Origin of the sequence: Oerskovia enterophila, assembly GCF_001692445.1 — a bacterium.
In the GTDB taxonomy this organism is placed as follows: Bacteria; Actinomycetota; Actinomycetes; order Actinomycetales; family Cellulomonadaceae; genus Oerskovia; species Oerskovia enterophila.
In genome coordinates this window covers 1-19,627 of sequence record NZ_MAQA01000036.1, presented here as the reverse complement: position 1 = coordinate 19,627, position 19,627 = coordinate 1, and the positions used below count along the sequence as shown (strand labels likewise).

Sequence of the window (19,627 nt, the reverse complement as noted above, 5' to 3'; positions counted from 1 at the left end):
GTCGGTCAGCCGCCCAGCTCGCGCGCGCGCAGCAGCACCGCGTCGAGCATCTCGGGCGTCAGGCGCCCCGTGAAGGTGTTCTGCTGGCTCACGTGGAAGCACCCCAGCAGCGTCAGGCCGCGCCCGTCGGGGTGCGTGATCCGCACCTCGGCCCCGTGCCCGAACCGCGGCCGCGGACGGGGTACCACCCACCCCTGGTCGTCGAGCGTCGCGAGCAGCGCCTGCCACCCGAACGCGCCGAGCACCACCGCGACGCGCGGCCCGACGAGCTCGAGCTCGCGCCCCAGGTACGGCGCGCACGTGTGACGTTCGAGCGGCGTCGGCTTGTTGGCCGGTGGCGCGCAGTGCACGGGCGAGGTGACACGGATGCCCGTGAGGACCAGCCCGTCGTCGGCGCGCACCGACGTCGGCTGGTTAGCGAACCCCGTGCGGTGCATCGCCGCGAACAGGAAGTCGCCCGAGCGGTCGCCCGTGAACATGCGCCCCGTGCGGTTCGCGCCGTGCGCGGCGGGCGCGAGACCGACCACGAGGACCGTCGCTCGTTCGTCGCCGAACCCGGGCACGGGCCGGGCCCAGTAGACCTCGTCCCGGAACGAGGCCCGCTTCACGGTAGCGACCTGCTCGCGCCACGCGACCAGGCGGGGGCAGGCTCGGCACGCCACGAGCACCTCGTCGAGTGCCGCGACGCTCCCGGCCGGACGGGCCTGGAGTGGGTAGGTGACGTCGTCGGGCCCGACGGCGCCGCCCGCCTCACGGGGCGCGGCGCCTCGCGGAGGGCTCACCGGCCGGACCGTGCCGATGTCATGCCTGCGGCGTGACGAGCTGCTGCAGCGCCCAGGTGTTGCCGTCCGGGTCTGAGAAGTACGTGAACCGGCCCCACGGCAGATCCTCGACCGGCGGGGCGTCGATGCCGTGGTCGAGCAGGTGCTGACGGGCCTCGTCGGCGTCGGGCACCACGATCTGCAGACCGCGCTGCCCGCCCGAGGGCATGTCGGTCATGTTGACGTCGAGCACGATCGAGCACGCCGACCCCGGCGGGGTGAGCTGGACGAACCGCAGGTCGTCGTTCACGGGGATGTCGTGGTCGGCGTTGAAGCCGACCTGGTCGACGTAGAAGGCCTTGGCCCGGTCGATGTCCGACACGGGCACGGGGACGAGCTCGAGCTTCCAGTCCATGGTCGTCGCTCCTGGGGTCTGCTGGTGGTCGCGGCCCGCGGGATGACGGGCACCTCTTCACCGTACGAAGAGAAGCGGTCACCCGCTGGCCGGGACCTGAGCTCCTGTCGGGACGAGCACCAGTGTCAGGAGCACCTAGTCGTCAGAAGTGGGCCGGGGGATACCCCGGCCCACTTCTGACAACTCAGCGGGGCTCGCCGACGGAGGCCGGCGCCGGGAGGGCAGGAGCCGCCTCGGCGGCCTCGACCACCGCCTCGGCCGCCGCGACGACCCCGAGCTCGGAGGCGTCGGAGACCACGATCGGCTCGTCGACTGCCGGCGCGGCCCGCAGCGAGCGCGTCAGGCTCAGCAGGAGCAGGCCCGCGACCGAGATGACGCCGAACATGACCGCGGCCATGGTGATCGTGACGTCGCCGCCGATCAGCCCGGTCAGCGGCGCGATGCCCGCACCGACGCCGAACTGCATGGCGCCCAGCAGGGCTGCCGCGCTGCCGGCCCGGTGCGCGTTGCGCTCGAGCGCGACCGCCGGGACCGAGGGCATGACGAACCCGGCCGTGCCCAGGGTCAGGACGATGAGGGCCACCAGGACCGGGAGCCCCGCGCCGCTCAGGGTCGCGGCGAGCAGCCCTGCGGAGAGGACCATGCCGACGGGCACGATGACGCGCAGGATCTGCTCGGGCGTCACGCGCCCGACGAGCGCGCCGTTGACCTGGCTGCCGATCGTGACGGACACCGCGCCCGCGCCGAAGATGATCGCGTACTGCTGGGCGCTCAGGCCGAACTGCTCCTGGAACACGAACGTCGACGCGGAGATGTACGTGAACATCGCGGCCATGTAGAACCCGCCGAGCAGCGCGAGGCCGAAGAACGACCAGTCGCGCACGAGCGAGCCGTACGAGCGCAGGGCCGCCGACGTGCCGCCCGTCCGCCGCATCTCGGGGGGCAGCGACTCCTTGAGCCGCAGGGCCGCGAGGACCAGCAGCAGCACGCCGAACACCGCGAGGGCGACGAACATCAGACGCCACGAGCCCATGCGCAGGAACTGGGCACCGATCGTCGGAGCCAGGATCGGGGCGACGCCAACGACCAGCATGAGCCGCGCGATGACCTTGCCGACCTGGAAGCCCTCGAAGTTGTCGCGCACGATCGCCATCGACAGGACCATGCCTGCCGCGGCCGTGAGGCCCTGGACGAACCGGAGCGCGGTGAGCATCTCGACCGACTGGACGAACACGATCCCGACCGAGGCCAGGACGTAGAGCGAGAGGGCGGACAGCAGCGGGAGGCGGCGCCCGATCGCGTCGGAGAGCGACCCGATGAGGAGCTGACCGAGCGCGAGGCCCGCGAGCGTCGCGGTCAGGGTGAGCTGGATGCGGGACTCGGTCGTGCCGAGCTCCCGCACGATCTGCGGGAAGGCCGAGAGGTACAGGTCGATCGTGAGCGGGCCGATCGCCGTGAGCGCCGACAGGAGCAGCACGAAGCCGACGGTGATGCGCGTGCCCCGGGTGGGTACGGAAGCCGACGGCGCCGACGGTGCTGACAGGTGGGAGACCGCGTCGGAGGTGGACGACGCTGGTGGTGGGGTGGCCATGACTGCGGCAACCCTCGCCGCCGGGCCGTTGTTCCCGGACGGCGTACGGCGTCCGGTGGCTGAGACGGGGCGCAGCCGCCGCGTGCGCGGCGCGCCCCGTCCTGCCGGAGGTCAGCCCTCGGCGCGCGCGTCGCGCCAGGCGACCCACTGCTCGACGAGCGAGAGGTCGTAGTCGGGGCCGCTGACCCCGACCGTCAGGAGCGTCGCGCCGAGGCCCACGAGCTGGTCGCCCACCTCGGCGGGCGGACGGTTCACCGCGACGGACCGCTCGACGAGCGAGGCCGTGTCGCGCCCGACGGCGGCGCCGTGCTCGTCGAGGATCGCGCTCTTGCGGGCGAGCGTCTCGGCGTCGCCGAACGAGTGCCACGCGGTCGCGTGCTGGGCGACGATGCGCAGGGTCTTGCGCTCGCCCCCGCCCCCGACGAGGATCGGGATCTCGCGCGTGGGGGCCGGGTTGGACGCGGCCCAGCGGGCCTTGATGCGGGGGAGCGCGTCGGCGAGGTCCGCGATGCGCGAGCCCGCCGTGCCGAACTCGTAGCCGAACCGGTCGTAGTCCTTCTCGAACCAGCCGGCGCCGATCCCGAGGATCAGGCGGCCGCCCGAGATGTGGTCGACCGTGCGGGCCATGTCCGCGAGGAGCTCGGGGTTCCGGTAGCTGTTGCACGTGACGAGCGCGCCGATCTCGACCCGGCTCGTCTGCTCGGCCCACGCGCCGAGCATGGTCCAGCACTCGAAGTGCTTGCCGTCGGGGTCGCCGCTGAGCGGGAAGAAGTGGTCCCAGTTGAAGATCACGTCGACCCCGGCGTCCTCGGCGCGGGCCACCGCGTCACGGATCTGGGGATAGTCGGCATGCTGGGGCTGGAGCTGGACACCGATGCGCACGGGACGAGTCATCCATTCAGCCTAATCGGCGCGACCTGGGGCGTGCCGCCGTGAACGCAGCGAACCAGGAGGACCCGGGCAGCGGCGCCCGACGTCCGTGGTGGACGCGCACGACAGGGCGACGGCACCACCACGCAGCTGCCCGCCGTGAGCGACACCGCAGGTCACGGATCCGCATCGTCCGAGGCAACGCCCAGCCTCGCCACCTACTGTGGGCGGATGAAGCGATGGTGGTGGTTGATCGGCGGGCTCGTCGTCCTGGTGCTCGTGCTCGTCGTGGTCGACCGCGTCGCGGTGCGCGTGACCGAGGGGGCCGCGGTCCGGTCCATGGAGCAGGGGGACGTCGAGCTCACGGACGCGAACCTCGACATCCAGGGCTTCCCGTTCCTGACGCAGGTGGTCGGCGGCGAGCTCGAGCACGTCACCGGGACGGCCGCGACGGCGACGTTCGGCGGCTACACCGTGTCCGACCTGCACATCGACGCCCGCGGCGTCTCGACGCGCGACCCGTACGTCCTGCAGTCGGGCACCGCGACGGGGCTGCTCGCACCGTCCTCGCTCGACGCGGTCGCGAGCGAGGCAGCGGGGTCCCCGGTCACGTTCAGCACCGACGGGAACCTGCTCGTCGCGAGCATGTCGGTCCTGGGCGTCGACCTCTCGGCCCGGCTGACGCCGCGCGTCGACGGCAACACCATCGCGGTCGACGTCGCGGCCCTGACCCTGGGGCCCGCGACGATCACGATCTCCGACCTCCCTCGCCCGATCGCGAACCTCCTGACCAACCTCCAGGTCCCGCTCGACCTCCCGACGGGCGTCACGCTGACCTCGGTCGGGGTCACCGACGGCGCGATCCGCGTCGAGCTGAGCGGGACGGACGTCGCGCTCGCGGACCTCGCGGCGTCGTGATCCCGGGGCGGTGAGCGGCGTGGCCGGCGAGGGAGCAGGGGCGACGCCGCCCGGCGCAGACACGGTCGTCGCGACCCGGCTGGGTGCGCACGGCCTCCGGGGGGCCGGCCTCCCGAACCTGCGCGACGTCGTCGGGCACCTGGGCGCCGTCCAGTCGCAGGAGTTCCACCCGTCCCTGTGGGGGGTCGCGCAGCGCGCGGCGGGGACGCCGTCCGCGGCGTCCGCGCGCGAGGCGTTCTCCGCGGGGGACCTGCTGCGCACGCACGTCCTGCGCCCCACGTGGCACACCGTCCTGCCCGACGACGTCCGCTGGCTCCTGCAGCTCACCGCGCCCCGGGTGCACCGCCTCAACCGTCCGTACTACCCGGACCTGGGCGGGCCCGCGCAGGACGCGGCCGCGACCGACCTGCTCGCCGAGGCCGTCGCGAGCGGCCGGCACCGGACCCGGGCCGAGCTCGCGGAGCTGCTCGCGTCGCACGGGCTGCCGTCGACCGGCATCCCGTTCACGTACATCCTGATGCGGGCCGAGCTCGACCGGGTCGTGATCAGCGGCGCGCTGCGCGGCAGGCAGCAGACGTACGCGGCGTTCGACGAGCGTGTGCCCGCCGGCTACGGGCCCCTCGGGGCGACGTTCGACGAGGATGCGGCGCTGACCGAGCTCCTGCGGCGCTACCTGCGCAGCCGGGGGCTCGCGACGGTCAAGGACTTCGCGGGCTGGTCGGGCCTCACGATGACCCGTACGCGGGAGGGGCTCGCGGCGCTGGGCGGCGAGGTCGAGCAGGTCGTGGGCGCCGGGGACGCGGCGGCGGGGCTGGTCATGTGGCGGCTGGTCGACGACCCGCCCCTGACCGCAGCCGCGGGGGACGGACACGTCGACCTGCTCCAGGGGTACGACGAGTACTTCGTGTCGTACAAGGACAGCCGGGACCTGGCCCGCGACCCGCTCTCGGTCGAGGCCCCCGCGGTCCTGCCGCTCCGGCTCCCCGGCACGGAGGAGTCGCCGTTCCTGCACGTGATCGCCGTGGGGGGCCGGGTCGTGGGGCGGTGGCGGCACGTGCTCACGGCGCGCACCCTGCGGCTCGACACCCAGCTCTTCCGGCCGCTCGTCCGGGCCGAGCAGCGCGGGTTCGAGGTCCAGGCGGAACGCCTCGCGGCGCACTGGGGCGTCGAGCACGTACCGTCCTGACCGGTGCCCGGTCCGACATCAGCACCCCTGCACCCGGCACCCGCACGGCGCCGCCGTGGCACGCTGGACCCATGACCGCTCTCGCCCCGGGAACGGCGCTGACCATCGCTGAAGCGGCCGCGTCGTCGGGCCTCACCGTCCACACCCTGCGCTACTACGAGCGCGACGGGCTCATGCTCGACGCGGTCGAGCGTGCCCCGTCCGGGCACCGGCGCTACACGCCTCGTGACCTCGACTGGCTCGTGCTCCTCACGCGGCTACGTGGGACGGGCATGCCGATCCGTGAGGTGCGCGCGTACGCGGACCTGGTCCGCGCGGGCCAGGGCAACGAGGTCGAGCGGCTGCGTCTGCTGCACGCGCACCGCGAGCGCGTGCGCGCCGAGCTCGCGTCCGTGCAGGAGCACCTCGCGGCGATCGAGCGCAAGATCGACGTCTACGAGGGGCGGACCGGGGACCGCTGACGACGGCCGTCCTCTTGACCTCGAGCGCACTCGAAGTCGCACGCTGGAGTCATGACGGACACCACCGCAGCTCGGCACCTTCCCACCCACACGCTCGGCAGCACCGAGAACGGGACACTGCTCGAGGTCGGGGCCGTGGGCCTCGGCTGCATGGGCATGTCGGCCTTCTACGGCGCGACGAGCGGCGAGGGCTCGACCACCGACGAGACCTCGATCGCCACGATCCACCGCGCGCTCGACCTGGGCGTGACCCTCCTCGACACGGCCGACATGTACGGCCCGCACACCAACGAACGCCTCGTGGGCCGCGCGCTGCGCAGCTCGGGCGTGGCCCGCGACGACGTCGTGGTCGCGACCAAGTTCGGGATCTCCCGAGCCGGGGCGAGCGCGGGCGACCGGACCATCGACGGACGACCCGAGTACGTGCGCCAGGCCGTCGACGGCAGCCTGCAGCGGCTGGGCCTCGACCACATCGACCTCTACTACCAGCACCGCGTCGACCCCGACGTGCCCATCGAGGACACCGTGGGCGCCATGGCCGAGCTCGTCCAGGCGGGCAAGGTCCGCCACCTCGGCCTGTCCGAGGCCGCGCCCGAGACCGTCCGGCGCGCGCACGCCGTGCACCCCCTCACCGCTCTCCAGACCGAGTACTCGCTGTGGTCGCGCGACGTCGAGGCGCAGATCCTGCCGACGCTGCGCGAGCTGGGCATCGGGCTCGTCCCGTACTCGCCCCTCGGGCGCGGCTTCCTCACGGGGACCATCTCGTCGGTCGACGGGCTCACCGAGGACGACTACCGCAGGACCAACCCGCGCTTCGTGGGCGACGCGCTCGACGCCAACCTCGCGCTCGTGGCCCAGGTCCGTGCGCTCGCGGCGGCGCGAGGCATCACGGCCGGGCAGCTCGCTCTGGCCTGGGTCCTGGCGCAGGGGCACGACGTCGTCCCGATCCCCGGCACCAAGCGGGTTCGGTACCTCGAGGAGAACGTCGCCGCGGCGGCCGTCGAGCTCGCTCCCGAGGACCTCGCGGCGCTCGACGCGGTGCTCCCGGCCGGGGCCGCGGCGGGTGACCGGTACCTGGACATGTCGCCGCTCAACGGCTGACGAAGGGCTGATCGGGTGCGTGCCGACCGAGGCGTCGGGCCCATCCGGGGGCGCGACGCGGTCGGGCGGGTCAGGGCTAGGTGCCGAACCGAAACCCTTACGTGACGCGAGCGAGACGTATCGCCCCTAGAGTGGCGCGCCACGACGTCCCCACCCGATCGGAGCTCTCATGCGCAAGATGCCTCTCCTCGTCGCCCTCACGGCCGCGGCGACCCTGGCCCTCACGGCCTGCACCGACGCCTCGCAGCCCACCGACTCCCCGTCGACCGGTTCCGCGGGCGAGACCTCCACGGCAGCTCCCTTCGACCTCACGTCGGTCCAGAAGGACGACGCGGCCGCGGCCCTGCTGCCGGCCGACATCGCGAGCGCGGGCAAGCTCGTCGTCGCGTCCAACACGGAGTACGCACCTGCCGAGTTCATCGACGCGGACGGCCGGACACCGGTCGGCTACGACATCGACATCATCACGGCCGTGGGCGCGGTCCTGGGGCTCGAGGTCGTGATCGAGTCGGCCGACTTCCCGGCGATCATCCCGGCGCTGGGCAGCAAGTACGACGTCGGCATCTCGTCGTTCACCATCACGACCGAGCGCATGGCCGAGGCGAACATGGTCAGCTACTTCAACGCGGGCGAGGCGTTCTCGGTCCAGAAGGGCAACCCCAAGGACGTCGACCCGGCGAACATCTGCGGCCTGACCGTCGCGGTGCAGACCGGCACGGTCGAGGACGAGGGCGCCGACGAGATCAGCTCGACGTGCGTCGAGGACGGTGAGCAGCCGCTCGAGGTCCTGCGCTACGACAACCAGGCCGACGCGACCACCAACCTCGTGGGCGGCAAGGCCGACATCATGTACGCCGACTCGCCCATCGTGTCCTACGCGATCGAGCAGACGAACGGTGAGATCGAGCAGATCGGCGACGTGTTCGACTCCGCGCCCCAGGGGATCGTGACCGCGAAAGCGGACACCGAGCTCGCGGCCGCGATCCAGGCCGCGCTCACGGTCCTCATGGAGGACGGCACGTTCACCGACATCCTGGCCTCGTGGGGCAACGACGCGGGGGCCCTCGACGAGTCGGTCGTCAACCCGCCGGTCTCCTGAGCAGAGCGAGGTAGGCGAGCGCGGTACCGGTCGAGAGGTGCCGGGTCCGACGACGGCCGAGCCGCTCCACGGAGCTGCCCGGCCGCCCTCGGGTCCGGTGCCCGGGCCGCTGCCCGGCGAGCACCCGGCTCCCAGCAGGACGGCGTCGTTTTGCCAGTCGGGGCGCCCGCACGGGAAACTGGGAGGGCAACGGTGCGGCGCCGCTCCGTGCTGCCCGCGTTGCACGGTGTCACGACCCACCCCCCTGAGGTCGGCGCCGGAGCTCATCACCATGAAACGGGAGACCCCCATGCGCAGGCTGCCTGCCCTCACCGCCCTGACCGCCCTCGTCGCGACCTTCGCTCTCACGGCGTGCACCGACGCCTCGACGGACTCGGCCGCGAGCCCGACCGCCGGCGGCTCGTCGGCCGCGACGTTCGACCCGTCGACCATCGCCAAGGACGAGACGATCGCCGCGATGCTCCCGGCCGACGTCGTCGAGGCCGGCCTCCTGACCGTCGGCACCAACGCCACCTACGCCCCGGCCGAGTTCATCGGTGACGACGGCAAGACGATCGTCGGCTACGACGTCGACCTGGCCAAGGCCGTCGGCGCCGTCCTGGGCCTCGACGTCGAGGTCACCAACGCCGACTTCGCGTCGATCATCCCGGCGATCGGCAGCAAGTACGACATCGGGGTCTCGGGCTTCACGATCACGCCCGAGCGCCTGGCCGAGGTCAACATGGTCAGCTACTTCCGCGCGGGCGAGGCGTTCGCGGTGGCGCAGGGCAACCCCAAGGACGTCGACCCCACCGACGTGTGCGGACTGAGCATCGCCGTCCAGACCGGCACGGTCGAGGACGAGGCCCTCGACGGCCTCATGGCGGACTGCGAGGCCGCGGGCAAGCCCGACATCACGCCGCTGCGCTACGCGAGCCAGGCCGACGTGACGACCAACCTGGTGGGCGGCAAGGCCGACGTCATGTACGCGGACTCGCAGGTCGTGGCCTACGCCGTGACCCAGACGGGTGGCCAGATCGAGCAGCTCGGCGACATCTTCGCCGACTCGCTGCACGGCATCGCGATCGCCAAGGACGACACCGCGCTCGCGCAGGCCGTCCAGGCCGCGGTCCAGAAGCTCATCGACGACAGCGACTACACGACGATCCTCGACACCTGGGGCAACGCCTCCGGTGCGGTGACCACGGCCGAGCTCAACCCCGTGGTCTCCTGAGCTGATCCCCTGACAGAACAGAGGTAGCCATGGCCCAGCCGCCCAGCACCCCATCGCCCGACGGATCGCCGGGCGGGGGCTCGTCGAGCCTCGGCACGGCGTCCGCGCCTGCCGACCGGATCCCGGAGCGCATCCACGCGGTCCCGGTGCCCCGGCCAGGACGCTGGGCGGCGGCCGTGGTCCTCCTGGTCCTGGCGGCCATGGCCGTCCACGGTCTGGTCACGAACGAGAAGTTCCGGTGGGACGTCGTCTGGCTCTACCTGCGGGACGTGCAGATCATGCGCGGCGTGGGCTGGACCCTCATCCTGACGTTCTCCTCGATGGCCATCGCCGTCGTGCTCGCGGTGATCCTCGCGGTCATGCGGCGCTCGGACAACCCGGTCATGCGGGCGACGAGCTGGTTCTACATCTGGTTCTTCCGCGGTACCCCGATCTACACCCAGCTCGTGTTCTGGGGACTGATCTCGGTGCTGTACCCCAAGCTGAGCCTGGGCGTCCCGTTCGGGCCCGAGTGGTTCGTGTTCGACACGGCCGACCTCATCACCGCGGCACGCGCGGCGATCCTGGGGCTCGCGCTCAACGAGGCCGCGTACCTCGCGGAGATCGTCCGCGCGGGCCTGGGCTCGGTGGACCCGGGCCAGGCCGAGGCCGCGAAGGCCCTGGGCATGAAGGACGGCAAGATCCTGCGGCGCATCATCCTGCCGCAGGCCATGCGCGTGATCGTGCCGCCGACGGGCAACGAGACCATCTCGATGCTCAAGACCACGTCGCTGGTCCTCGCGGTGCCGTTCAGCCTGGACCTGACGTTCGCGTCGAACGCGATCGCGAACCGCATCTTCCTGCCGATCCCGCTGCTCATGGTCGCGGCGATCTGGTACCTGCTGATCACGAGCATCCTCATGGTCGGCCAGCACTACATCGAGCAGTACTACGGGCGCGGGTTCGGCTCGTCGACGGGCACGAGCCGCCGTCGCAAGCCGGGCAAGGGCCCCAAGAAGCCGAGCAAGCAGGAGGCGATAGCGGCGTCGGGCACGACCGCGAACGCCGACCCCTTCCTGGAGGTGACCCCGTGACCGCGGACGCTCTCGACCGCCCGTCGGGGGCTTCGACCCCGTCCTCCGCCTCGGCGTCAGGCCCGACGGCGGCACGCGCCGACGCGTCCGCCGCCCCCATGGTGGAGATCGCCGGGGTGCACAAGATGTTCGGTGACGTGCACGTCCTCAAGGGCGTGGACCTCGAGGTGCCGCGAGGCTCGGTGTGCGTGGTGCTCGGCCCCTCGGGCTCGGGCAAGTCGACGCTGCTGCGCTGCATCAACGAGCTCGAGGACCTCACGGCGGGGCGCATCTACGTCGACGGCGACCTCATCGGGTACCGCGAGGTCGAGAAGAACGGCAAGAAGCGCCTGCACCGGCTGCACCCCAAGGTCATCGCGACCCAGCGCTCGCGCATCGGCATGGTGTTCCAGCGCTTCAACCTGTTCCCGCACATGACGGCCCTCCAGAACGTCATGGAGGCCCCCGTGCAGGTGCGTGGGCTGTCGCGGGCGCAGGCCAGGGCGCGGGCCGCGGAGCTGCTCGCCCGGGTCGGCCTGTCCGACCGCGTCGACCACTACCCCTCGCAGCTCTCCGGTGGTCAGCAGCAGCGGGTCGCGATCGCGCGGGCGCTCGCGATGGACCCCGAGCTCATGCTGTTCGACGAGCCGACGTCGGCGCTCGACCCCGAGCTCGTGGGCGAGGTCCTCGCGGTCATGCGCGACCTCGCGGAGAGCGGCATGACGATGATCGTCGTGACCCACGAGATCGGCTTCGCGCGCGAGGTCGGCGACCACGTGGTCTTCATGGACGACGGCGTGATCGTCGAGCAGGGCGACCCGCGTGAGGTGCTCACGAACCCGCGCGAGGAGCGGACCCGGGAGTTCCTGGCGCACGTGCTGTAACCGTCCGCGCCTGTCGAGCGTGAGCTGTGGCCCCTGGACCGCTCGGTCCAGGGGCCACGTCCGTCGTACCACCACGAGAGGGGCCGCGGCGCCCGCCGGCGAGAGCCGGTCAGCGCTCGCAGGCCACCCCGTTGCCGTCCCAGTCGAGCGCCGGGTTGAAGCCCGCGTCGTCCTTCTTGAGCGGCGTCTTCCCTTCGCGTTTCGCGGCCTCGCACGTCAGGTAGATGCCGTTGACCTTGCCCGAGTCCCAGCCGCCGTCGTTCCCGTCGTCGCCGTTGTCCTGCACCGCGGCCTCGCGTTCCGCGATCGCCACCTCGCGGTCGTCGAGCGCGACGTCGCGCGCGTCGAGCTCGGCCTCCTTGGTGGTCGCGGCGGTCTCACGGGCCGTGACGGCCTCGGTCGAGGCGGCGATCCCGGCGAGCTGCGTCTCGAGGTCGGCTCGCTCGGCGTCGAGCTTCTCGCGCTCGGCGGCCATCTGCTCGGTCGTGAGGGCGGCCGCCGCGGTGGCGTCCCCGGCCTCCGACTGGGCCTTGAGCGTTACGCCGAGGCCGATGAGCAGCCCCACGGCGAGGCAACCCACGCCGATCCCGAGGGGCAGGAGCCAGCGCATGTACGTCCGCTCCTCGCGCTCCTCGTCGTCGCTCGAGAAGATCGCGAGCGGCCCCCGGTCGGCGGCAGGAGTGGGCCCTGCGGGCGAGGCAGCAGTCCCGACGGCGACTGCGGGCCCGTCGACCTGGGCGGCGCTCGTGGCCGCGACGGGCGGGGCTGCAGCGGTTGCGACGACCGGCAGGATCATGGTCGAGGAGGGTGCCTCCGCGGGCGCGGGAGCGCTCACGTCGCGGCGGGACCGCCTCGTCGGCCCGACGGCGGGCGTCCCGTCCCCGGGAGACGTGACGGGGGCCATGACGTGCGTGGAGTCAGCGGGCGAGGGCGCTACCGAGGCTCCGGGCGCGACCGCGGTCTGGAAGAGGACGGGGATCCCGCCCCCCGGCGTCTCGCGGGACCAGGCCTCGGCCCCCGAGGCGGGCGGCGCGGGCGGCGCCGGCGGCGCGGGGACAGCATGGGCGGACTCCACCCAGAAGACCCAGCCCTGGGGCGCGGCCGGCCAGGCCGGGTCGGGATGCCAGTCGGACGAAGGGGCGAAACCGGGAGGTACCAACCAGCCGGGCGGCGGGTTGAAATGTACGGCCATGGGAGAGCTCCTTCGACAGTTCCAGCGCGCTCACTATGCTGCAGATCGGCCCGTTGACGCTAATTCCGTGCCCTGTCAGCGGCGCCGGGTACAAAGGAACCGGGCCGAGACGCGTGCGGCGGCCCCCGATCGGCAGCCTCCACGGGTGATCGGCAGCGCGCGTGAGCGATCTCGAGGAGTCGTCGTGTTCCTGATGGACCAGCAGGACCCGTCCGCGGGGGAGCTGCTCGTGTTCTCCGCGAGCGACCTCGTCGCGGCGAGCGAGTGCGAGTACCGCCTGCTGCGCACGCTCGACGAGAAGACGGGGCGCGCTGCCCGCGGTGCGGTCGAGGTCGACGACATGCTCGAACGCACCGCGACCCTGGGCGACGTGCACGAGCAGCACGTCCTCGCCGGGCTCGTGGACCTCGTGGGTGCTGACGCGGTCCGGGAGATCCCCGTGCCGCGCACCGTGCGCCGCGAGGACCTCGTGGCCGCGCACGCCGCGACGCTCGCGGCCCTGCGGGACGGGGTGGAGGTCGTCTACCAGGGCTCGTTCTTCGACGGCCGCTTCCACGGCCGCGCGGACTTCCTGATCCGCACGGACAGCCGGGCGGCCCACGTCCCCCTGCTCCCCGCCGGCCCGACGACGTCGGGCACCCTGGGAGGGCCCGGCGCGCCGGGTGCGGCCGGCCCCGTGTACGCGGTGTACGACGCCAAGCTCGCGCGGCGCGCCAAGGTCCCCGCGCTGCTCCAGCTCGCCGCCTACGCCGACCAGCTCCTGGCAGCCGGCGTCGAGACGTCGCCCGTGCTGCACCTGATCCTCGGCACGCGGGCCGTGACCGACCACCGGCTCGCGGACGTCCTGCCCGTGTTCCGCGAGCGGCGCGCCGAGCTGCTGCACCTGCTGGACGCGCACCGCGCGGCCGGCGAGCCGGTCCGCTGGGACGCGCCCGGGCTGCGGCAGTGCGGGACGTGCGGGTTCTGCGCCCAGCAGGTCGAGGAGCACGACGACCTGCTCCGCGTCGCGGGCCTGCGCAGCACCCAGCGCGTGAGGCTCCGCGCGGGTGGCATCACCACCATGACCCAGCTCGCGTCGGCCACGACCCCGCCGCGCGGGCTCGCGGCGCGCACTTTCGAGACGCTGCGGGTCCAGGCCCGGCTCCAGGCCGGGCTGGTCGACGTGCCGGCGGACGGGGGCGAGGTGCCGGGCCTGGGCCCCGGTCCCAGCGGGTCGGTCATGTGGAGCACTCGGGCGGCCACCGGGGTGGGGGATCTCGACGCGAGCAGCCCCCGCAGCGCGTCCGGGGAGGGGGCGGTCGCTCATGGCGCCGAGGACGCCCCGGGCGGCGCCGGGACCGAGCAGCACACGCTGTCCTACGTGGTCGTCGACCCCGCACCGCTGCGCGCCCTGCCCCCGCCGGATCCGGGTGACGTGTTCTTCGACTTCGAGGGCGACCCGCTGTGGTCGGTCACGGACCCTGCGACCGGCGACATCACGTGGAACATCGACTACCTGTTCGGTCTCGTCGAGCGACCCGGCACCTCGGGGGAGGTACCGCCCTTCCACGCGTTCTGGGCGCACGACCTGGAGCAGGAGAAGCAGGCGCTCGTCGACTTCGTCGACTACCTGGCCAAGCGACGCGCCCAGTACCCCGGGCTGCACGTCTACCACTACGCGTCCTACGAGAAGACCCACCTGCTGTCGATCGCGGCCCGCCACGGGGTCTACGAGCAGGAGGTCGACGACCTCTTGCGCCAGGGCGTGCTCGTCGACCTCTACGCGACCGTGCGCCACTCGCTCAAGGTCTCGGCGCCGTCGTACTCGATCAAGAAGCTCGAACCGCTGTACATGGGCGACCAGCTCCGCGGCGGCGACGTGACCGACGCCGCCGCGTCGGTCGTGGCCTACGCGACCTGGTGCGCCGCGCGCGACGCGGGCGACGACGAGGAGGCGGCCAGGCTGCTGCGCGGCATCGCCGACTACAACGAGTACGACTGCCTCTCGACCCTGCGGCTGCACGAGTTCCTGCTGGGCCTCGCCGGACGCACGGCCCCCGCGACGAGCGACGTACGGACGACGCCCCCGGCGGGCAACGGGTGGGAGGACGACCTGCCGCCCGCCCTCGAGCTCAGCGACGCCGAGGTGGCGCGCCGGGCCAAGCGCGCCGAGGCCGAGCAGGTCGAGCTCGACGTGCGGGGGCTCGCGGGCGGCGTGGACGGCCGCTCGGGTGCCGGGCGGACCGACGACGAGGAGGCCGTTGCGCTCCTGGGCGCAGGGGTCGGGTACTACTGGCGCGAGGCCAAGCCCTTCTGGCAGGAGTACTTCTCCCGGCTGAAGGACCCCGTGGACGAGTGGCAGACGCCCCGGTCGTACTTCGTCGTGGAGCGGGCCGAGGTGATCGAGGACTGGGCCCGGGCGACGCCGCGCAGCAACCCGTCGCGTCGTCTGCGGCTCTTCGGCGAGCTGCCCGACGGCACCGAGCTCAAGGCGGGCTACGAGGGCGCGACCGCGCTCTTCGAGGGACCTGCTCCCGACGGGATCGAGCCCGCGCACGGCGCGGTGCGCTGGTCGACGGGGAGCGTGCGCGTGCACGGCGTCGAGCGCGGGCGGCTCGCGAGCGGCCGGGAGGTCGACGTCCTCGACGTGCGGATGCCCGTCCCCAAGGGGGCCGCCACGCACGACGTGCTGCCCATGGCGCTGACGGTGGGCCAGGTGCTGCCCACGCCGCAGCAGGAGGCCTCGATCCGAGCGCTCGCGACGCTCGTGCAGGGCCAGAACCCCGCTGGGGTCGAGGCCCCGCTGGTGCTTCCCGACCACCCTGCGCTCGACCTGCTGCGCCGGCGCCCGCCGCGCACGAGGTCGGGCGGTCCGCTCCCGGCCCTGGCGGACGGCCCCGAGCGGTACATCGACGCCGTCACGGACGCCGTCCGCGACCTCGACGGGTCCTACCTCGGCGTCCAGGGTCCTCCCGGCACCGGGAAGACCCACCTCGCCTCGAAGGTGATCGGCCGCCTCGTCGCCGAGGGCTGGCGAGTGGGTGTCGTGGCGCAGTCGCACGACGTCGTCGAGAACGTCCTCGCGGGCGTCATCACCAAGGGCGGCGTCGCTGCGGACCGCGTGGGCAAGAAGGCCTCGGGCCCCAAGGGGCGTGACGTGTCGAGGGTCGGGCGCGACGTGGGCTCCGGCCTGGCCGACGACGTCGCCGCGGCGGACCTGCCCGAGGGCTCGCGGCTCGTCCCCTGGCGGCTCGTGGACTCCGCGCAGACCTCGGCCTTCGTCGCGGAAGGTCCCGGTGTGATCGGCGGGACGGCCTGGGACTTCGCGCACGTCGAGCGGTTCGGCGACGGCGAGCTGGACCTGCTCGTGATCGACGAGGCCGGGCAGTTCTCGCTCGCGAACACCGTCGCGGTCTCGCGGGCCGCGCAGCGGCTCCTGCTCCTGGGCGACCCGCAGCAGCTCCCGCAGGTCTCGCAGGGGCAGCACCCCGAGCCGGTCGACCAGTCGGCCCTCGGCTGGCTGACCCGTGCCGGCGGAGGGCACGACGTGCTGCCACCGGAGTTCGGCTACTTCCTCGCGCGGTCCTGGCGCATGCACCCGGCGCTGTGCGACGCGGTGTCCGAGCTCGCGTACGAGGGCCTGCTGCACGCAGAGGCGGCCGCGGGCGAACGCTTGCTCGTGGGGGTCGAGCCCGGCGTGCACGTGGTCGAGGTCGAGCACGCAGGGAACGCGGTGTCCTCGGTCGAGGAGGCCCACGAGATCGTGCGCCAGGTCCAGGCGCTGCTCGGGACCACCTGGTACCCGGGCGGGCGGGGCGGGGGCGCCGCAGGCTCCCACGGTGGGGCCGCCGCCGGCTCGCGCCTGCTCGACCAGCACGACTTCGTCGTCGTGGCCCCCTACAACGCGCAGGTCTGGACCGTGCGGCACGCGCTCCAGGCCGCGGGGCTGGGGGACGTGCGCGTGGGCACGGTCGACAAGTTCCAGGGCAAGGAGGCGCCCGTCGCGATCGTCTCGATGACGGCCTCGGCGCGTGAGGACGTGCCGCGCGGCATGGAGTTCCTGCTGTCCCGCAACCGCGTGAACGTCGCGGTCTCGCGGGGCCAGTGGTGCGCCGTCGTGGTCCGCTCGCACCGGCTCACCGACTATCTGCCGCAGCACCCCGAGGAGCTCGCCGAGCTGGGCGCGTTCATCGGGCTGTGCCAGTCGGGGGCTGCTCGGTAGCGGCCGGGCTTCCGCTGAGTGCGTGGTTCGGCAGCGACACGCCGGGCGAGTCGCTGCCGAACCACGCACTCGACGGCGGGTCAGGGCTCAGAAGTCCCCGAACCCTCCGAAGTCCCCACCACCGAAGTCGCCGAACCCCCCGAAGTCACCGCCGAGGTCCCCTCCGGCCTCGGTGACCTCACCGCCCGTGTCGCCCGCTCCAGGGTCGGCCTCGGTTGCTCCGGGATCCCCCTCGCCGCCCGCCCCGCCGTCGCTCGCGAGGTTCGCGGTCGGGTCGCCGAACATCGGGCCGAACATCATGTTGGCGACCGCGGAGCCGATCACGACGCCCGCGATGGTGCCGAGCATGCTCGAGCCGATCATCGAGCCCATGCCGGGCCCGCCCGGGCCGCCGACCCCTTGCCGGCCGCCGAACGACCGCTCGAGCGTGCCGGGGTTGCGCATCTCGGCGCGGGTCGCCATGCGGGCGAGCGACTGCGGGTCGTCGGAGGTCGTGCGCTCGGCGGGCGGCAGGTTCTCGCCCAGGTCGGTGAGCACGCGGCGCCGCTGCTCGGGCGTGAGCCGCTCGAACGCCTCGGTGTGCGCCTGCTCGACGGCCTCGGGGGGAGCCGTGCGCAGCAGGTAGCGGTAGCGGTCGATCGCGACGTCGTCCTCGCTGCGCCCCGGACCCGTCGGAGCGGGGGGCGGGGTGCCGTACACGGGGGACTCGTGGCCGTCGTAGGTCGCGTGGCGGCGCGGCATCCCCTCGTCCTGCGGGGTGCGGCCGAGGAGGCGGTCGAGGAATCCCATGAGCGTGTCCTTCTGGTCGAACCGTCGAGGGCGGGTGCCCTCACCGGTTCAACGCGGTTCGCCGCCCCTCCGTTCCGTCGAGTGCGTGGTTCGGCAGCGACACGCCCGGCGAGCCGCTGCCGAACCATGCACTCAGCGGGGAGCGGGCTCCGGCACGCAGCCCACCCCACCCAGGAGCCGGACGTTGAGCGGCTGTCCCGCGAGCTCGAGCGCGTGGTACTGCTCGTGCACGCGCACGGTCAGCCCGTCGGCCAGGTCGAGCCCCGTGTGGTGCCACACGCGGCACGCCCCCTCACCCGTCGTGTACTCGACGACGACCTCGACGCCTCCGTCGACCGGTCGTACCGCGCGGACCGTGCCGTCGCGCCAGCCCCAGGGCCGGTTGCCCAGCATGCGTGCGTGGACGGGGTGCAGGAGGTGCCCGGTGTCGTACCGGTCGCACACAGTCGGTACGGGACAGGGGGCGGTGCTCGCCCGGCGTTCCATGACGTGCTGGGCCATGGTGCTCCTTCTCTCCGTGCCCGACGGCGGAGCTCACCCGCGTGCGGGCACCCACCCGGGCGAGGCCCAGGGCGAGGGGCACGAGGACGAGCGCTGCGGCGTGGGGCTGCTCGCTCTTCCCCCACGGGTGTGGGGGCGGGTCTTCCTCCGGGAGCACCGTGCGCGTCGCGCGGTTGCCGGACCAGCACGCCGGAGGGCGGTTCGCTGGTCCTCTGGACCGTTCTCAGTTCTACCACGGCGTCCAGGACCAGGCACAGGGGTACCTGGTCCTGGACGCACGAGTGCCCCCGACCGGCGAACCGGTCGGGGGCACTCGTTCAATGATCAGCTACGCCCGGAGGCGAGTGAGATCAGAGCGGGCGGATGTTCTCCGCCTGCGGGCCCTTGGGGCCCTGCGTCACGTCGAACTCGACGCGCTGGTTCTCCTCGAGCGAGCGGAAGCCCTGCGTCTGGATGGCGGAGTAGTGCGCGAACACGTCGGCGCTGCCGTCCTCAGGTGCGATGAAGCCGTAGCCCTTCTCGCCGTTGAACCACTTCACGGTTCCCAATGCCATGGGGATCTCCTTCTAGAGTTTCAAACAGCTCCATGATCTGGAGCCGAACATCACGGTGTTCGTCGTCAACTCTTGGGTAACAAGGTTCGCGGTGGCATGGGGCCGTTGCGCAAGGACAAGCGAGGCACTGCAATCTCACCGGTAACGGTACAGGGGTTACTCCGACTGTGCTACCCCTGTTGCTAACGATTGAAGTACTTGTGTCCCCCAACCAGGTCATGACCGAGCAAATCGGGCACGGTCACGAGCGTGTAACCAGCAGCCCGCAGGCTGTCCACGATGCCGGGCACGGCCGACACGGTCGAGGCGTGGATGTCGTGCATCAGCAGGATCGCCCCAGGTCGGGCACCTGCGAGGGCCCGCTCCGAGGTCATGGCCGAGTCCTTGTTCTTCCAGTCCTCGGTGTCGACGTTCCACAGGATCGCCGGCTCGTTGCGCTGGGAGAGGACACTCGTCACAGTATCGCTCGTCGCGCCGTACGGAGGCCGTACGAGCGTCGGTCGGACGCCCGACGCGGCCTCGACCGCGTCCGCGGTCGACTGCAGCTCCTGCGAGATCTGGTCGGTGCCGAGCTTCGACAGGTCGGGGTGGGACCACGTGTGGTTCCCGACGGCGTGCCCCTCCGCGACCTCGCGACGCACCAGGTCGGGGTTCGCCTGGACCGACCGCCCGACGAGGAAGAACGTGGCCCTGGCCTGCTTCTCGGCGAGGGTGTCGAGGAGCTGGGACGTGTACTTGCCGGGGCCGTCGTCGAACGTCAGGGCGATGCACTTGAGCACCGAGCAGTCCGGCGCGTCGGGCGAGGCGGGGGGCGGTGGGGCCACGGGCGGCTCCTCGAC

At 72.7% G+C, this 19,627-nt stretch carries 18 protein-coding genes and 1 riboswitch; of the genes, 9 read left to right on the top strand and 9 right to left on the bottom strand.

The genetic code is table 11. From position 1 onward, the window contains the following. Nucleotides 1-5: 5 nt before the first annotated feature. The 4 genes from OERS_RS14090 to OERS_RS14075 form a co-directional block, all read right to left on the bottom strand. Nucleotides 6-782, bottom strand: coding sequence for a uracil-DNA glycosylase (locus OERS_RS14090; protein WP_068626365.1), 777 nt, complete (start codon nt 780-782; stop codon nt 6-8). Nucleotides 783-801: 19 nt separating this feature from the next. Beyond that, entirely contained in the window at nt 802-1,176 is a 375-nt protein-coding gene (locus OERS_RS14085; RefSeq protein WP_056653287.1) for a VOC family protein, read from the bottom strand. Nucleotides 1,177-1,360: 184 nt separating this feature from the next. After that, on the bottom strand, nt 1,361-2,653 hold the full coding sequence (locus OERS_RS14080) for a multidrug effflux MFS transporter (protein WP_248948576.1): 1,293 nt from the start codon (nt 2,651-2,653) through the stop codon (nt 1,361-1,363). 225 nt (nt 2,654-2,878) lie between these two features. Next, entirely contained in the window at nt 2,879-3,661 is a 783-nt protein-coding gene (locus OERS_RS14075; protein ID WP_068626361.1) for an LLM class F420-dependent oxidoreductase, read from the bottom strand. Nucleotides 3,662-3,868: 207 nt separating this feature from the next. On the opposite strand from OERS_RS14075, the gene OERS_RS14070 reads away from it, so the two are divergent. From OERS_RS14070 to OERS_RS14035, 8 genes are all read left to right on the top strand, one after another. Next, nucleotides 3,869-4,555: an LmeA family phospholipid-binding protein gene (locus tag OERS_RS14070; protein WP_068626359.1), complete on the top strand. Its 687-nt coding sequence runs from the start codon at nt 3,869-3,871 to the stop codon at nt 4,553-4,555. 10 nt (nt 4,556-4,565) lie between these two features. Next, nucleotides 4,566-5,741, top strand: coding sequence for a winged helix DNA-binding domain-containing protein (locus tag OERS_RS14065; protein ID WP_083201476.1), 1,176 nt, complete (start codon nt 4,566-4,568; stop codon nt 5,739-5,741). A gap of 71 nt (nt 5,742-5,812) precedes the next feature. After that, nucleotides 5,813-6,202, top strand: a complete 390-nt coding sequence (locus tag OERS_RS21200; protein WP_068626357.1) for a MerR family transcriptional regulator — start codon at nt 5,813-5,815, stop codon at nt 6,200-6,202. A gap of 51 nt (nt 6,203-6,253) precedes the next feature. Further along, nucleotides 6,254-7,303: an aldo/keto reductase gene (locus OERS_RS14055; protein WP_068626355.1), complete on the top strand. Its 1,050-nt coding sequence runs from the start codon at nt 6,254-6,256 to the stop codon at nt 7,301-7,303. A 169-nt stretch (nt 7,304-7,472) separates the two neighbouring features. Further along, nucleotides 7,473-8,402 (top strand): ABC transporter substrate-binding protein, encoded by a 930-nt coding sequence (locus tag OERS_RS14050; protein ID WP_068626353.1) that lies wholly within the window; start codon nt 7,473-7,475, stop codon nt 8,400-8,402. A gap of 289 nt (nt 8,403-8,691) precedes the next feature. Next, nucleotides 8,692-9,615, top strand: a complete 924-nt coding sequence (locus OERS_RS14045; protein ID WP_083201475.1) for an ABC transporter substrate-binding protein — start codon at nt 8,692-8,694, stop codon at nt 9,613-9,615. Nucleotides 9,616-9,644: 29 nt separating this feature from the next. Then, nucleotides 9,645-10,688 carry an amino acid ABC transporter permease gene (locus OERS_RS14040; protein ID WP_082609069.1) on the top strand — a complete coding sequence of 348 codons (1,044 nt, stop codon included), beginning with the start codon at nt 9,645-9,647 and terminating at the stop codon, nt 10,686-10,688. A 98-nt stretch (nt 10,689-10,786) separates the two neighbouring features. Then, a complete protein-coding gene (locus OERS_RS14035) occupies nt 10,787-11,551 on the top strand; it encodes an amino acid ABC transporter ATP-binding protein (protein WP_068626407.1) in 765 nt (254 codons plus the stop codon). 109 nt (nt 11,552-11,660) lie between these two features. Here the strand turns inward: OERS_RS14035 and OERS_RS21195 are convergent, their stop codons facing one another. Then, nucleotides 11,661-12,743 (bottom strand): excalibur calcium-binding domain-containing protein, encoded by a 1,083-nt coding sequence (locus OERS_RS21195; protein ID WP_139107853.1) that lies wholly within the window; start codon nt 12,741-12,743, stop codon nt 11,661-11,663. Between the two features lie 193 nt (nt 12,744-12,936). Here OERS_RS21195 and OERS_RS14025 point away from each other — a divergent pair, with 193 nt between their 5' ends. Beyond that, nucleotides 12,937-16,944, top strand: a complete 4,008-nt coding sequence (locus OERS_RS14025) for a TM0106 family RecB-like putative nuclease (RefSeq protein ID WP_248948578.1) — start codon at nt 12,937-12,939, stop codon at nt 16,942-16,944. An 87-nt stretch (nt 16,945-17,031) separates the two neighbouring features. Here OERS_RS14025 and OERS_RS14020 read toward each other — a convergent pair whose 3' ends face one another. The 4 genes from OERS_RS14020 to OERS_RS14005 form a co-directional block, all read right to left on the bottom strand. Beyond that, nucleotides 17,032-17,733, bottom strand: a complete 702-nt coding sequence (locus OERS_RS14020; RefSeq protein WP_068626344.1) for a hypothetical protein — start codon at nt 17,731-17,733, stop codon at nt 17,032-17,034. Between the two features lie 132 nt (nt 17,734-17,865). Continuing rightward, entirely contained in the window at nt 17,866-18,234 is a 369-nt protein-coding gene (locus tag OERS_RS14015; RefSeq protein ID WP_056764323.1) for a hypothetical protein, read from the bottom strand. Between the two features lie 107 nt (nt 18,235-18,341). Next, nucleotides 18,342-18,453: riboswitch (SAM riboswitch) on the bottom strand. A 131-nt stretch (nt 18,454-18,584) separates the two neighbouring features. Then, a complete protein-coding gene (locus OERS_RS14010) occupies nt 18,585-18,788 on the bottom strand; it encodes a cold-shock protein (protein WP_030152390.1) in 204 nt (67 codons plus the stop codon). A gap of 182 nt (nt 18,789-18,970) precedes the next feature. Further along, nucleotides 18,971-19,627 (bottom strand): polysaccharide deacetylase family protein (locus OERS_RS14005; protein WP_211268489.1); only part of this gene is annotated, 657 nt, incomplete at its 5' end.